This is a genomic window from Microbacterium istanbulense, assembly GCF_037204145.1.
GTDB lineage: Bacteria > Actinomycetota > Actinomycetes > Actinomycetales > Microbacteriaceae > Microbacterium > Microbacterium istanbulense.
Genome location: NZ_JBBDGN010000001.1, coordinates 201397 through 214609, shown reverse-complemented (window position 1 = coordinate 214609; position 13213 = coordinate 201397). Strand labels below are relative to the sequence as shown.

Genomic DNA, 13213 nt, shown 5'->3' with positions numbered 1-13213 from the left:
CGGCCTTCGCCCACGTGGGTCCCTGAGCCCGTCGAAGGGGCCGACGCTTCGACAGGCTCAGCGCCCCAATCTGGCTCAGCGACCGAACCGGGCTCAGCGCCCCCGCCGCCTGCCCAGGCCCGCGACATCCTGCGCCTCGCCCAGCCGTCGCTGCGGCGCTTCCTGCCCGGGCTCATCTGGGGAGTGCTCTCGGCTGCGGCTGCCGTGAGCCTGCTCGCCGTCAGCGGGTGGTTGATCGTCAGCGCCTCGATCGTCGACTCGCTCGTGCCGCTGTCGATCGCCGTGGTCGGGGTACGCTTCTTCGCCGTCGGCCGTGCCGTCACCCGCTATCTGGAGCGGCTCGCCGGTCACGATGCCGCCCTCCGCCAGCTCGCGGTCACCCGGGCGAGCATGGTGCGCCGGCTGATCCCGCTGTCTCCTGCCGGTCTCGGCCGCACCGACCGCGGCCAAGTGCTGTCCGCCCTCGTCGACGATGTCGAGAACCTGCAGAACCTGCCGCTGCGGGTGGTGCAGCCGCTCGCCGTCGCCGGTCTGGTGGCCGTCGGCGCCGTCGCTTTCACCGCCGTCTTCTCGCCGGCAGGAGCGGTCGCGCTTGCTGTCTGCCTGCTCGTCGCCGCCGTCGTCTCGATCGGCGCCGGCTGGGTATTCGGATCCCGGGCGGAAACGGTCGTCTCGAGCCGTCGCTCCGAGTTGTCGGCATCCGTCGTCGACTACTTCGGCAGCGTGGACGTGCTCGTCGCCTACGGCGCTGAGGCGGCGGCGCGGGAGCGGGTGCGGGCAGCGGATGCGGCCGTGCGCGCGGCGGTCTCGCGCGCCTCGGTGTCACAGGCTGTCGCGGCCGGCGTCGTCTCAGCGGTGGCGGGGATCGCCTCCGTGGCCGTGCTGGCTGCCGCCGCGCCCGCGCTCGCCACCGGAGGCATCGACGCCCCGTGGCTGGCCGTCGCCGTGCTGCTGCCCATGGTCGTGTTCGAGGTATTCGGCGCGGTGCCGCTGGCGGCGGCATCCTGGCGCAGCGTCCGCGCGAGCGCCGAGCGCATCGCCGGGGTGCTCCCGGAACGGATGCCGGACGAGCTCCGATCCGACGCGGGGGACGACACGCCACCGGCATCCGCCGCACTGCGGTTGCGGGGCGTGCGGGCCGCCTGGCCGGGCGGCGACGATGCGCTGCGCGGCGTCGATCTTGATCTCGCGCCCGGTGAGCGTGTGCTCGTATCGGGCCCGAGCGGCGCCGGCAAGAGCACGCTCGCGGCCGCACTGGTCGGGTTCCTCCGTGCCGAGGGCGAGTACACGGTCGGTGGCGCGGATGCCGCGGCGCTGTCCGGCCCGGCGCTGCGGCGCACCGTCGGGCTGTGCGAGCAGAGTCCACAGCTCTTCGATGAGGACATCCGCCAGAACCTGCTGTTCGCGCGCGACACCGCCACCGATGCCGACCTGCTGGCCGTGCTCGACCGGGTCGGACTGGGGGAGTGGGCGCGGGCGCGTGGTGGGCTGGATGCCCGCGTCGGCGATCGGGGAGCGTTGGTCTCCGGAGGGCAGGCGCAGCGCCTCTCCCTTGCGCGGGCGCTGTTGCGCGGATTCCCGGTGCTGGTGCTCGATGAGCCGACCGCGGGGGTCGATGCCGAAGCATCCGATGCCCTGCTCGCCGACCTGCTGGGCGCGGCGGGGGAGCAGGCGGTGCTGCTCATCTCGCACGTCGATCCGCCCGTGGGCACGGTCGACCGGGTTGTGCACCTCGAGGGCGGGCGCACGCGGTGACGGTGGCCACTCTTGGCCGGGATCAGGTCGCCGAGTAGTCTGCCGGAAGGCGCCAGGGGGGACGACGATGGCTGCATCCAGACGCAGGTTTCAGCAGGGCCAGTACTTCAGCGTGCCCCTCACGAACGGCATGTTCGCGCACGGGTACTTCACCGAGGTCGACAACGGGCAGATGTACCTGACGGCGATACACCGCCTGGTCACTCGCACTGCCGAGCCGCCCGCCGACATCGAGGATGTACCGCTCGCAATCCCGAACCTGCGCATCAGCACGGCGGAGTTCCGGCGGATGAAAGCGCATGAGGAGCCGTACCTCGGCAAGAGGTGGATTCTGACGAATCGCATCCACACGGGCGAGGTGGCGCCGTTCGAGCGCTACTTCATCTTGGGATCCAACTCGAACCCGCGCGTGTGGGATGTGCTGCGCAGGGAGGCACCCCGCCCGGCAACGGAAGAGGAGCGGGCGAGGATGGAGCCGGTCGGCTTCGACATCCCGCCCGGCACGCGGGTCGCGATCGAGAGGGCGCTCGCCGAGGTCGAGCCGCGCGACTGATCTAGGGGCGCTTTCAGTTCAGCGGTGGGGTGGGCTCCATGATGATCCCGTGCGCCTCGAAGGCGCGGCGGCGCTCTTCGATGCGGCGGTGCAGCTCGGCCTGGCCTTCGGCGATGAGGGCTGCGGGCAGGTCGACGGATGCCGGATGCGCGTTCGCCCCGTTCTCAGCGAGGTAGGCGTCGAGTTCGGGCCCGGAGGTCCACGACACGATGAGCGAGTAGCGCGGGGCGGTGCCGCGGTGCCACACCGCATGCCAGAAGCGCTGGGTGTCGACGATGATGCGGGATCCGGCGTGCAGCGGCAGGCGGATCTCGGTGGCCGGGTCGAAGCGGTCGCTGCGCAGGATGAGCAGGGAGTCGGCGTCGTCGGTGAGGTTCATCCAGGCGCGGACCACCCACCCGGTGCCGTCTTCGTTCAGGCGGTTGTTGTCGTCCTGGTGCAGGTTGTAGATCGCGTCGGCGTAGGTGTTGGGCTGCAGTTCGATCACGCGGCAGCGGCCGACGTTCGCCCCCGGCTCCTGAGCGCGGGCGACGAGCACAGGCGCCTTCGCGATCTGCGAGCCGATCCACACGCCGTCCTTGTCGGTTCGCGGAGGGGTGTGGTTCCAGAAGCCGTTGCATTCGATCTCGCCGGCGTAGCTGGCCAGCGGCGCGAACCGGGTGATACCCGAGGAGCGCCAGCCGATGTAGTCCAGCTCGGGCCATTCGATCGGGTCGGCCGACTGGGGGTGGTCGTCGAGCACCACGTATCCCGTCTCGGCGAGAGCCGGTGAGGTGATGAAGGCCATGAGGTCTCCTTCCGCAGCATCCGTCCTTAGGCCATCCTAACCAGCCACCCTTCCGGCCGGGCCGTGCAAAATCCCGCCCCCGCCTCACCTCCTCCGCCGAGACCCCCACTTGGCGTCGAGACCCCGCGCTGTGGGCGCCCGCAGCGCGGGGTCTGGGTGGGAACGCGGGGTCTCGGCGCTCGATTCGCGCGGAGGCGTCGGGTGTCGTAAGCTTGTCCGCGGTGACGTGTCCGAGCGGCCGAAGGTGCAACTCTCGAAAAGTTGTGTAGGGTAACCCCCTACCGTGGGTTCAAATCCCACCGTCACCGCCATTTGTCCTGAGTCGCGACATAGTTTACGAACTTGTCGCGGCTCAGGACTTTTTTGTTGTCTGGGTCGTTGACGTGTGGCGTGGGTGCGGTGAGTCGGGTCATCGTTGACGGGGCGGGTCATGGGTTCTTGCTCTGGTAGTCGCGGCCGGGGTCGACGGTGAACTCGATCACGATTGCGCGCTAAGTCGCTAGAGGCGCGCCCGCGATCGGGCCTGTACAGAATCTGTCTGCGTAACTGCGACCGTCAGGTCTGATTCTGTTCGAGCTTCATCGAACAGCGAAACCGCGAGCGCGTACCTTTGCGACCGGTAGTCAGAGCGATCTCGGAACCAAGTGCGCGACTTTTGTGTCACCGCGACGAAATATACGTCTCCGTCGTCCGGCTCCATGACCGTCGGGCACCAGTCCCTAACCTGCGGAGTCGACTCGCGATGTGCCGTGTGAGGCGGCTTGAAGTTCGTGAGTCGGCGACGATCACGATACAACGGTTGAGGGTCGTCGGGGTCCTGCTGCCTCAATCTCTCCATCAATGCCTCCAGGCTTACGGCCCGGTATGCATCCGTAACCATCGCCCCCGTGAGCGGAGCTACTCGCTCCTGCCGCCTTTCGAGTGGCGGATCGACGCGGGAAGCGCTGCGTGATGCACTCTCTCGACGTGGTGCCTTGTGCCGCTAGGTCGAGCACGGTTTTGTCGCGCCCGAAAGCTCCCGCCAGCAACGGCTGACGGGTCAACCAGGACAAAGCCCACCCATGGATCACCATCAACCCCGCACCCTTCGTGCAGGCATTCCTGACGTTCCACCGCTCGGTGGGACAGGCCACCGGGGCTCGAGAGGGACCTCGGCGGATCGATCAACGGGCATCCGCGCGACACCCTCGTGGTGGAATGGCCCTACTAGATCGCGAGACCGGTCGCCCGCTCGCGTCCTACTTGGTCACCGGACGAGGCAGCTGCTTGTTCACGAGGTTGATCCCGATCGAGGTCAGCTGGAGGTCTTCGGCCTTCGCACTACTCAGGTAACCCGCCTTGCGAGACTGCGATGCAGCGTTCGCGACCTGGCTGGGAAGGCTCCAATCTGCCGCGATGAAGCACGAGACAACCTGAGCAACCGTGGCAGTCGGGAGCTCCGCCACGCGCAGGATCCAGTAGACGGCGACCGCGTACTTCTCATCCATGGTCCGCGGAGACTTCTCGACAGCGAAGTCAGCAAATGATGTCTTCCCATCAGGGAAGAGGTTGATATCCCGGTCCTGGGGAGCAGCCTTGTTGGATTTGGGTGCGCCACGGCGTGACTTACGCGGAGTGCCGTTGCCGTTGCCGTTAGCAACCGCAGTGACGTCCTCGGGCGGGCCGTCCGTCGAGGTCTCCTCCGCAGGTGGCGCGCTCTTCAACGGCGCGGCGGCAGTAGTGACTTCCACGGCACCGATCAGGTACTGAAAGGCGCTGGCCTGCAGCTGCTTAGGCAGGGCGTTGACCACGTCAGATGCCCGCTTCACGCGGTCCAGCCGCGTATCGAACTCGGTGTCGTCCATTTTTGGATCCTCCACTTGCTGGTTCGGGTTATGACTTCGAGAGGGAGTGGATGAGCTTTTCTGCCGCCTCGACTCCGGGCGGGAGGAGCCGGATGGCCTTGGTCGACTCGTCGAAATCGACAAGCTTGTCCTTGTGCATCGGACGGAGCACGGCCTTCCGCAGGTCGTTGGGCCGCTTGTGCTCCAGCCAGGAGACGAGCTCGGCCTCGGTCGCCTCGGTGACGCCCGCGAGCAGAAGTAGCACCTGCTGCTTGAGGGTCAGACCTGTGCGGAGGACGCGACGCTTCCCGCCCCACTTCCACACCAGGCTGACCTCGCGCTCTACGAGCGCTTCGACAACCTCGCTGGCCTGATCGGTGGTCAGTCCGTGCATGAGGCGGACCAGCTCAGCCATGAGCCACTTGCTCATGTACAGGACCGCGGTGGCATCCATCTGATTCGGGTTGACGTCGCCGCCCGCGTGCCCGACTCCGCGATTGTTGCGGATCTCGTAGAGCGCGATGATCATCCGCGGAATCTGGATCCGGGGTGACCGCGGAGCCTTGGTGTAGCTCTTCTCGAGGGCGAGACATGCCGCGGGCATGTTCCGAGGCTTGCTAGCGCGGGCAGGGTAGGTGCCCGACAAGTGGCCCTCGACGATCGAGTAGACCGCCTCGCAGAGCTTCCCCCCGTTGAGCTCTGCGGGCTCCCACCGGTGCTCGGCGTAGTTGGTCACGATCTCCGCGTAGGCGTCGAGCAAGTCCTGCGCGAGCGTAGGCGGGAGGGCCGCGAACGCGGTCTTCGGGTCAATCGACATCGCCGTTGGCCAGCATCGCCTCGACGGCCTTCACGCCGGCGGTGGTGAGCTTGTAGGTCTTGCGGGCCTGGCGAGCCTTGCCGGTCTTACCGGTCTGCATCACCAGCGCCGGTTTCTGCGCCTCGGCGGACCCCAGGGCGTCGGTGATGTTCGGGATGCCCTGACCCATGTTCTTGAGCGCGGCGTTCAGAGTGAACGACTGGAAGGTGCCGCCACCCTGTACGACCTGGAACCAGTACGCGGCAAGCAGCGCCTTCTGGGTATTGGTCTTTGCCACACCGGACTCGAACAGTTCGTCGATCGAGTTATAGGCACGGCTTGACACTTCCGACGGGGCCGCGACCGCAATATCCTCGAAGACAGGAGTCGAAGAGACACCGGTCTTGATATCACGCACCGCGAATCGATCAGCGGCCCAGCGCAACACACGGGCCTGCTGGTCGGCCTCGAGGGGCGAGAGGGCGGCTGAGATAGCGCCCATCGCGTTGATTTCCAGATCGGCGTTGTTGGTGCTCATGGTTCCCTCCTGGGCCTTCGGTTGAGGGAACAGTACCACGTATCTATACGTCGATACCATCGATGTAGCAAAAAGTTTTCTCGTACATCTTTCGGTGCACCGAGCAGTGGCTCATCACTACCCTCTGTATCGCAGTGAAAACAGGCACTTCGGAGGACCACGGCGTGATCCATCAAACTAGCGGTTAACTCATGTTCATCGATCCTGATCGCATCAAGTCGGTTTGCAAGAGCCATGAGCCGCGCAAATGGGCTGTTCTGAATGGTGAAAAGGTGTTGATCGGGCTTTGCATAGCTTGCGAACTAAGAAAGCTAATATGCGGGTGTTATTAGATCGATCGACCCGTGTACGCCGACTTCCCGGTGCTGGAGCGGGAAGGACGGCACTCAGGATGTCCTTGCAGCCATCACGCGGTGCGCATGGCGAGATTCGGTATCCAACGGGGCGTTCACCGCCGCGATGCGAGCAGGGTGGCGCGCCCGTCGCCGGACCCGCGGTGCGACGAGACCTCGGCCGGAACCGGGGTCTCGCCCTGCACGCAACAGTTGACGCGAACCACCCGGCGGGGAGTCAACCAGGCGCGACACGCGCTCATCATCTTTGACGCCCAGTCATGCAGGAGGCTCCCGGCTGGTGCCGCCGAGTGCGGTGTGGTTCTGTTGCCCCCGCACACAACAGAAAAGCTCCTCCCGGGCTGGCTAGAAGACACCTTGCTCTGGAACGTCGGTGAGTAACCACCGACAGTCGCCACCCACGCCCATGGAATCCGGGTTGCACACCGCGTGTCAGCAGGTGCGGTGAGCAACGGATCTACGGGCGTTCGTCGTTTTCAACGCCCGTCACGGGCGGAGGCGCGATGCGACAGCCGACAACGACCACCCACTGGACCGCTGAGCCCACCCCCGACCCGGAGGTCGAGTGGCTTCTGCGAGCACTCTTCGACCCGACTCACGCGAGCAGAGCCGATGGGGCGGTGGCAGCATGACCATGCACGAGCTCTCGCCAACCGGCCGATTCCGCGACGCTGGCGTGTGGCCTTCGGCGTCGCCCTCGCGATTGACATCGCGGCGGTGCTTACGTCGCTCTGGGCGGGGGCGACGCACTGATGCCGAGGATCGGAGAGCGGCCCGGTACCGCCCGGCCCGAGTTCGAGCGTTCTACCATGCGCCGCTCGATAACCCGACCGCGGCGCAGTGCCTCGCTCCTAAGAGCGACACGCACGACCCCGCCAGCTGCAACGAGCGAGGCAAGCACCCCATCGGCAGTCACGTCCGCAATGCAAGCAACGACCCCGGCGTCATCGCGATGTGGCGTCATAAGGGCTACAACACCGGCGTCGTCAGGGGTTTTCCTCATTTCGGGGTTGCCGCGGTGCAGCGGTGGTGCGTGCGATCGGCGTCGCGCGACGCCCTCGTGCCGGGCAGACTGACCCCATGACATCCGAGCCCCCAGCCGTCCCGGCAAAAGGCATCCGTCTCGACGTCGTGGCCCGCGTCGACATCGCCGCGCCGGCGGAGGCGTGCTTCGAGCACATCGTTCCCGTGGAGCTGTCGCGCATCTTCCGCCCGTACTGGCTGTTGCCCGGCGTCGAGCGAACCGATGAACGGGCCCGCTGGACCACGCCCGGCCTCTCGCGCACCGTGTACTTCACCGACGGCTCACGAGCCGAGGAGCGCCTGACGACCGTCGAGGCGCCGCGGTCGTTCACCTACAGCATCAGCGGCTTCACCGGCGTGAACCGGTTCTTGCTCTCGCGCATCGACGGGGCCTGGGAGTTCGGCGAGGGTGCGGCCGGCGGGACGTCGATCGTCTGGACGTACTCGCTCGTGTGCCACAACCTGATCGCGCGAGCAGCCGCCGCCGCGATCGTGGCGCCGATGCTCCGCCGGTACCTGGCGCGTGCCCTGCAGACGCTCAAGGCGGACCTGGAGGCCGAGGCAGCGGCCTCCGTCGAGGGGGCGTGATAACGTCGCGGGAGTCGAGCAAGGAGGCTCTCATGGCCGCTCCCGACCTCATTCTGCACAGCGGCGTCGTCCGCACGGTCGATCCGAGGGACACGGCCGCCGAGGCTGTCGCGATCACGGATGGGCTCATCAGTGCGGTCGGAAGCGACGCCGAGTTCCGCGCGTCGGCCGGGCCCGAGACCCGGCTTGTCGATCTCGCCGGACGCACGCTCGTCCCCGGCTTCGTCGACGCGCACAGTCACGTCTCGATGGGGGCGCCCTTCATCGCGCACGCCGCACTTCAGCCCCCGCCCACCGGCGCGATCCGCACCGTGGACGACATCCTCGACGCCTTGCGCGCCGCGCAGGAGCGCAACCGGCCAGCGTCGGGCTCGTACATCGTCGGCTGGGGCTACTACCCCGAAGAGATGGAAGACGCAGGCGCGCTCACCGCTGACATCCTCGACCGCGCATTCCCCGATCACCGCGTGATCGTCGCGCATATCTCCACCCACGGTGGGGTCGTGAACACCCGCGTGCTCGACGACCATGGCTACATCGAGGGCGTCGCGGATCCCGAGGCGGCACCATCGCGCGATACGCCGGGAGCCGCCGACCCAACGGGGTGCTCTGGGAGACGGCATGGATGCCGGTCGCCGCGCCGCTGCAGCAATACGACGACGACGCACTGCTGGCCATGCTGGCCGAGTACGCCCGCTGGGGGATCACGACCGTGCAAGACGGTGCGGCCTCGATGGCGCAGATTCGTCAGATCCGGAGCATCGCCGAAGGCCGGGGCCTGCCCGTGGACGTGCGATCGCTCGTCGTCTTCACGGAACTGCACGAGGCGCTCGCGGCGAACGTCATCGGCACGACGTCACACGGGCACACCGTGCAGGGCGTCAAGCTCATCCTCGACGGATCACCGCAGGGGCGCACCGCGCACGTGACCGAGGAGTATCTCACCGGCGGCCCCGGCGGCCAGGACCACTGGCACGGGATCACCGTGATCGACCAGCCCCACGCCAACGCGCTCGTCGACCTCGCCTACCGCAACGGCATCCAGGTCTTCGCTCATGTCAACGGCGACGCCGCGATCGACTCCCTGCTCGAGGCCCATCGCGCGGCCGTAGCTGCAGGGGCGGCGCCGTCGGCACCCACCATCCCGATCCACTCGCAGGTTATGCGTCCGGAGCAGCTCGACAGCTATGTCGAGGCAGGATTCGCGCCGTCGATGTTCACCGTGCACACCTATCTGTTCGGCGATACGCACATCCGCAACCTCGGTCGCGATCGTGCCTTCGGCATCTCACCGATGCGCGGCGCGATCGACCGTGGGCTGCGCCCCACCAATCACTCCGACTATCCGGTCACCCCGCTGAACCCGCTCCTACTGCTGTGGTCTTCGGTGGCGCGCCGATCGAGCGGCGGGGTCGTGCTCGGCGAAGATGAGCGGATCACGCCCGCCGAGGCGCTGCGCGCCCTGACGATCGACGCGGCCCACGAGCACGGGTGCGAGGACGACCGTGGCTCGATCGAGGTCGGCAAGCTCGCCGATCTCGTCGTGCTCGACGCCGACCCGCTCACCGTCGACGTCGACGCCATCCGGGACATCGCCGTGCTCGCCACCTATAAGCGCGGACGAGAGATCCCCCGGTGCTGAGGCGCGGCGCGCACGGACGGCTCCTCAGACCTCCAGCGGCCAGCCGGTATACGCCTCGGCGAGGTAGGTGCGTCCCGCCTCGGACTCGACCACCGAGCGCAACTCGCCCAGTTGGCGCAGGCGGTCGAAGTCGGGGGTGCCGGGGGCGAGGTGCAGCATGCTCGTCATCCACCACGAGAAGTGCTGGGCCTGTGCCGGCGGCACCGTGTGGGCAGCATCGCCGATGAGCGCCATCCCGCCGCGGTGCGGGGCGCGCGCCGACTGGCCGAGGAGCTGGAGGCTGCGGCCACCGAGGCGTGAGATCGCGGGGCGGGTGGCTCCAGGTCGTATCCTGAGTCCACCCGCTCGGAGGGAGCGCCCCATGACATCCGACACCGCGGCGCTCACGCGCGGGTCGCTGCTGTACGTCGAAGACGACCCCGACATCGCCGCGATGACGATCGAGGTGCTCTCGGACGCGTACGAGGTCGATCACGCCACAGACGGCGAACAGGGCCTCGCGCTGGCGCTGCGGCGCCGCTACGACGTGATGGTCGTCGACCGGCGCCTGCCGGGCATGGACGGCGTCGCGTTCATCCGCGCCGTCCGCACCGCGCACATCACCACCCCGATCCTCATGCTCACCGCCCTCGGCACGGTCGACGACAGGGTCTCCGGCCTCGACGGCGGCGCCAACGACTACCTCGTCAAGCCCTTCGACTACGACGAACTGCTCGCCCGGCTGCGTGCGCTGCGCCGCGCGTTCCGTGCGGATGCCGAGCGGCGGCGGCTCGGGGAGTGGATGTTCGCGCCACAGTCGCAGGCTCTCTACGACCCCAGCGGCTTCCGCATCGCTCTGACGGCCACGGAGAGCGCCCTGCTCGAGCTGCTCACCGACAGCCCCGACCACGTCTTCAGCCGGGATGAGATCCTCGCCGCCGTCTTCGCGCCGGGCGACACCAAGAGTTCCGTCGACACCTACGTGCACTACGTGCGGCGCAAGTCTGAACCCGACATCATCGAGACCGTCCGCGCCCGCGGCTACCGGGCGGGGAGCCCCGCATGAGCGACATCGACGCGCGCCGGGTGCGGCGCACCGCGGCATCCATCGGCTTCACGGTCGGCATCGCGTCGGCACTCATCATCGCCGCCGGCGTCGGCATCCTCGTGGCGCTCATCCTGCTCACCTCGCGGGCCGAGGGGGAGGAACGGGAGCCCTTCGGCGGGGAGCGGCGACCGCTCGACCACCTCGTGGTCGATGTCGACCGGGTGCTGCCGGCAGTCATCCTGCTGGGTCTTGTCGGGGTCGCGCTGCTGGGCCTCGTCGCCTGGCTCGCCGCCCGTCGCGCCGTGACCCCGCTGGGCGAGGCGCTGCGCCGGCAGCGGCACTTCGTCGCCGACGCGAGTCACGAGCTGCGCACGCCGCTGACCACCCTCAGCAGCCGCATCCAGGTGCTGCAGCGCCGGCATCAGCGTGGAGAGCCGATCGATGACACCGTCGCAGAGCTGCGGCGCGACGCCGCGCTGATGAGCAATGTGCTCAGCGATCTGCTGCTCTCAGCGGAAGAGGGCGCGTCACCCGACGGGCGACCCGCCGCGGTGGCGGATGCCGCACAGGCCGTATCCGCGGCGCTGCGCACACTGGCCGACGAGGCGGGGGTGACGCTCGCCGTCGAGGCGCCGGACGATCTGCGGGTCCGCGTGGCGCCCACCACGCTGGTACGCGTCATCCTCGCACTCGCCGACAACGCCGTGCAGCACGCCCCGTCCGGGTCGACGGTCGCGGTCACGGCGCGACGTGCCGGCGACAGGGCCGAGATCCGGGTGCGCGACGAGGGTGCCGGCATCACCGGCATCGCGGCCGACCGGGTGTTCGAACGATTCGCCCGTTCGGGCGAAAGCGGGCGCCGGCGCGGGTTCGGGCTGGGGCTTTCGCTGGTGCGCGACGTCGCGGTGCGCGCGGGCGGCGACGTGAGCGTGGAGTCCACGTCTCCGGCCGGCACGACCTTCCTGCTGCGCCTGCCGCTCGCGGGCTGACTCAGACCCGGCTCACGCCGGTGACCTCGATGGGCACTCCGTCGAGCCAGCGTGCGGTGCGGCCGTCGGATGCCACGAGCAGTCCGGTCCGGGTGTCGGCATCCGCCACCCATCCGCGGTCATCGAATCCGGCGACGACCGCTGCCGTCGCCCACACGTCGGCGTGCGCCAAGCTGTCGGCGACGACTGTCGCGCTGGCCACCGACGTGGCGGGGCGTCCGCTGCGCGGGTCGATGATGTGCTCGCCGCGTTCGGCAGTGCCCGACGTCGCGACCGCGCCGTTCGCCACCTGCAGGGTCGCCAGCAGGGTCTCGGGGGAATGCGGATCGGTGATGCCCACGTTCCAGCGCCAGTCGGTGTCCGCCGCCGTGAACAGCTGCATGTCTCCGCCCGCGTTGATGCCGACAGCCGGCTCGCGTTGCACCAGTGGGGCGAGGTGGCGCCGGGCGGCCTGCTCCACCGCCCAGCCCTTCACGTATCCGGTCGGATCGAACACGCCGCGCCAGTGGGCGGTGAACAGCCCGCGGGTCTCCTGCTCGGCGAGGTGGCAGGCATCCGCCACCTCGCGCACGCGCGGGTCGGCGTCGTCGAGGGTGAGTTCGCCGCGCTGCATCCGGGTGATCTCGGAGTCGTCGCGGTACGGCGAGAAGAGCCGATCGATCTCGTGCAGTTCATCGAAGCACGCGCGCACGGCCGCTTCGGCAGAGGGCGCGGGCCGTGCGCCACGCGAGCGCAGGTGCACGCTGATCGGCATCCCCATGATCTCCTCCACCCACACGTGCCGGGGCGGCTCCGCGTGGCCGAGCAGGGCGCGATCCATCAGCTCTGCGCCTGGTCGAGTGCGCTCTGCAGCGAGCCGGCGTATCCGGTGCTGGTATAGGTCGCGCCGGAGACCATGTCGACCTGCGCGCTCTGCGACTGCAGCGTCTCGCTGACCAGTTGCGGGATCGCGCGCTGGTTGATCTCCTGGTCGCGACGGTTGCTGTTCGGGTACTCCACGACCTGCACATCGGAGATCTGGCCGCCCGAGACCGTCAGCTGCACCTGAACCGGGCCGTAGCGGGTGTTCACGGCGCTGCCGGTGAACGTGCCGTCCTGCAGGCCCGAGGAGGTGGTCTGCGTGGTGGTCTCGGGCGTGGTCTCCTGGCCGGCCTCCGGGGCGGGGTCGGTTGTGGTGGAGTCGGTGCTGTCGGCTCCGCTCGTCGTGGTCGACGCGGCGGCCGGCTCAGTCGTCGGCGTGACCACCTCGAGCGAGGTGCGGTAACTGAACATCAGCACCAGGCCGCTCACGGTGGCGAGGAGGGCGTAGACGATTCTCTTCATGATTGTGCTCCGGCGA

11 protein-coding genes, 1 tRNA gene and 2 pseudogenes are annotated in these 13213 nt (G+C 68.4%); 7 read left to right on the top strand and 7 right to left on the bottom strand.

Annotated features, from left to right (window positions below; genetic code table 11):
- Positions 1-126: 126 nt before the first annotated feature.
- Positions 127-1755: a thiol reductant ABC exporter subunit CydC gene (gene cydC / locus WDU93_RS01090; protein ID WP_337317267.1), complete on the top strand. Its 1629-nt coding sequence runs from the start codon at positions 127-129 to the stop codon at positions 1753-1755.
- Positions 1756-1822: 67 nt separating this feature from the next.
- Entirely contained in the window at positions 1823-2308 is a 486-nt protein-coding gene (locus WDU93_RS01085) for a hypothetical protein (RefSeq protein ID WP_337316481.1), read from the top strand.
- 13 nt (positions 2309-2321) lie between these two features.
- On the opposite strand, the gene WDU93_RS01080 is transcribed toward WDU93_RS01085, so the two are convergent.
- A complete protein-coding gene (locus tag WDU93_RS01080) occupies positions 2322-3095 on the bottom strand; it encodes a hypothetical protein (RefSeq protein ID WP_337316479.1) in 774 nt (257 codons plus the stop codon).
- A gap of 220 nt (positions 3096-3315) precedes the next feature.
- Here WDU93_RS01080 and WDU93_RS01075 point away from each other — a divergent pair.
- A tRNA-Ser gene (locus WDU93_RS01075) sits at positions 3316-3406 on the top strand.
- Positions 3407-4333: 927 nt separating this feature from the next.
- On the opposite strand, the gene WDU93_RS01070 is transcribed toward WDU93_RS01075, so the two are convergent.
- Genes WDU93_RS01070 through WDU93_RS01060 form a run of 3 tightly spaced genes read right to left on the bottom strand, consistent with a single transcriptional unit; the run spans position 4334 to position 6252 of the window.
- Positions 4334-4939, bottom strand: a complete 606-nt coding sequence (locus tag WDU93_RS01070) for a hypothetical protein (protein ID WP_337316477.1) — start codon at positions 4937-4939, stop codon at positions 4334-4336.
- A 28-nt stretch (positions 4940-4967) separates the two neighbouring features.
- Complete coding sequence (locus WDU93_RS01065; protein ID WP_337316475.1) at positions 4968-5735, bottom strand: hypothetical protein; 768 nt, start codon at positions 5733-5735, stop codon at positions 4968-4970.
- A complete protein-coding gene (locus WDU93_RS01060) occupies positions 5725-6252 on the bottom strand; it encodes a hypothetical protein (RefSeq protein WP_337316473.1) in 528 nt (175 codons plus the stop codon). The genes WDU93_RS01065 and WDU93_RS01060 overlap by 11 nt, the downstream gene beginning before the upstream one ends.
- 1433 nt (positions 6253-7685) lie before the next feature.
- On the opposite strand from WDU93_RS01060, the gene WDU93_RS01055 reads away from it, so the two are divergent.
- The gene (locus WDU93_RS01055; RefSeq protein WP_337316471.1) at positions 7686-8216 is read left to right on the top strand and encodes an SRPBCC family protein; all 531 of its coding nucleotides are present in this window, start codon (positions 7686-7688) and stop codon (positions 8214-8216) included.
- A 32-nt stretch (positions 8217-8248) separates the two neighbouring features.
- A pseudogene (locus tag WDU93_RS01050) lies at positions 8249-9858 on the top strand (amidohydrolase).
- A 24-nt stretch (positions 9859-9882) separates the two neighbouring features.
- Here the strand turns inward: WDU93_RS01050 and WDU93_RS01045 are convergent.
- A pseudogene (locus tag WDU93_RS01045) lies at positions 9883-10098 on the bottom strand (4-hydroxybenzoate 3-monooxygenase); the annotation flags it as partial.
- A 121-nt stretch (positions 10099-10219) separates the two neighbouring features.
- On the opposite strand from WDU93_RS01045, the gene WDU93_RS01040 reads away from it, so the two are divergent.
- On the top strand, positions 10220-10903 hold the full coding sequence (locus WDU93_RS01040) for a response regulator transcription factor (protein ID WP_337316469.1): 684 nt from the start codon (positions 10220-10222) through the stop codon (positions 10901-10903).
- Positions 10900-11874, top strand: coding sequence for a sensor histidine kinase (locus WDU93_RS01035; RefSeq protein WP_337316468.1), 975 nt, complete (start codon positions 10900-10902; stop codon positions 11872-11874). Before WDU93_RS01040 ends, WDU93_RS01035 begins: the two co-directional genes overlap by 4 nt.
- Before the next feature lies 1 nt (position 11875).
- Here the strand turns inward: WDU93_RS01035 and WDU93_RS01030 are convergent, their stop codons facing one another.
- Positions 11876-12694 (bottom strand): FAD:protein FMN transferase, encoded by an 819-nt coding sequence (locus tag WDU93_RS01030; RefSeq protein ID WP_337316466.1) that lies wholly within the window; start codon positions 12692-12694, stop codon positions 11876-11878.
- Positions 12694-13197 carry an FMN-binding protein gene (locus tag WDU93_RS01025; protein WP_337316464.1) on the bottom strand — a complete coding sequence of 168 codons (504 nt, stop codon included), beginning with the start codon at positions 13195-13197 and terminating at the stop codon, positions 12694-12696. The genes WDU93_RS01030 and WDU93_RS01025 overlap by 1 nt, the downstream gene beginning before the upstream one ends.
- Between the last annotated feature and the right edge of the window lie 16 nt (positions 13198-13213).

Excerpts from the sequence above, each read along its gene's own strand:
- WDU93_RS01085 (WP_337316481.1), top strand. The coding sequence starts at position 1,823 with ATGGCTGCATCCAGACGCAGGTTTCAGCAGGGCCAGTACTTCAGCGTG.
- WDU93_RS01080 (WP_337316479.1), bottom strand. The coding sequence starts at position 3,095 with ATGGCCTTCATCACCTCACCGGCTCTCGCCGAGACGGGATACGTGGTG.
- WDU93_RS01070 (WP_337316477.1), bottom strand. The coding sequence starts at position 4,939 with ATGGACGACACCGAGTTCGATACGCGGCTGGACCGCGTGAAGCGGGCA.
- WDU93_RS01065 (WP_337316475.1), bottom strand. The coding sequence starts at position 5,735 with ATGTCGATTGACCCGAAGACCGCGTTCGCGGCCCTCCCGCCTACGCTC.
- WDU93_RS01060 (WP_337316473.1), bottom strand. The coding sequence starts at position 6,252 with ATGAGCACCAACAACGCCGATCTGGAAATCAACGCGATGGGCGCTATC.
- WDU93_RS01055 (WP_337316471.1), top strand. The coding sequence starts at position 7,686 with ATGACATCCGAGCCCCCAGCCGTCCCGGCAAAAGGCATCCGTCTCGAC.
- WDU93_RS01040 (WP_337316469.1), top strand. The coding sequence starts at position 10,220 with ATGACATCCGACACCGCGGCGCTCACGCGCGGGTCGCTGCTGTACGTC.
- WDU93_RS01035 (WP_337316468.1), top strand. The coding sequence starts at position 10,900 with ATGAGCGACATCGACGCGCGCCGGGTGCGGCGCACCGCGGCATCCATC.
- WDU93_RS01030 (WP_337316466.1), bottom strand. The coding sequence starts at position 12,694 with ATGGATCGCGCCCTGCTCGGCCACGCGGAGCCGCCCCGGCACGTGTGG.
- WDU93_RS01025 (WP_337316464.1), bottom strand. The coding sequence starts at position 13,197 with ATGAAGAGAATCGTCTACGCCCTCCTCGCCACCGTGAGCGGCCTGGTG.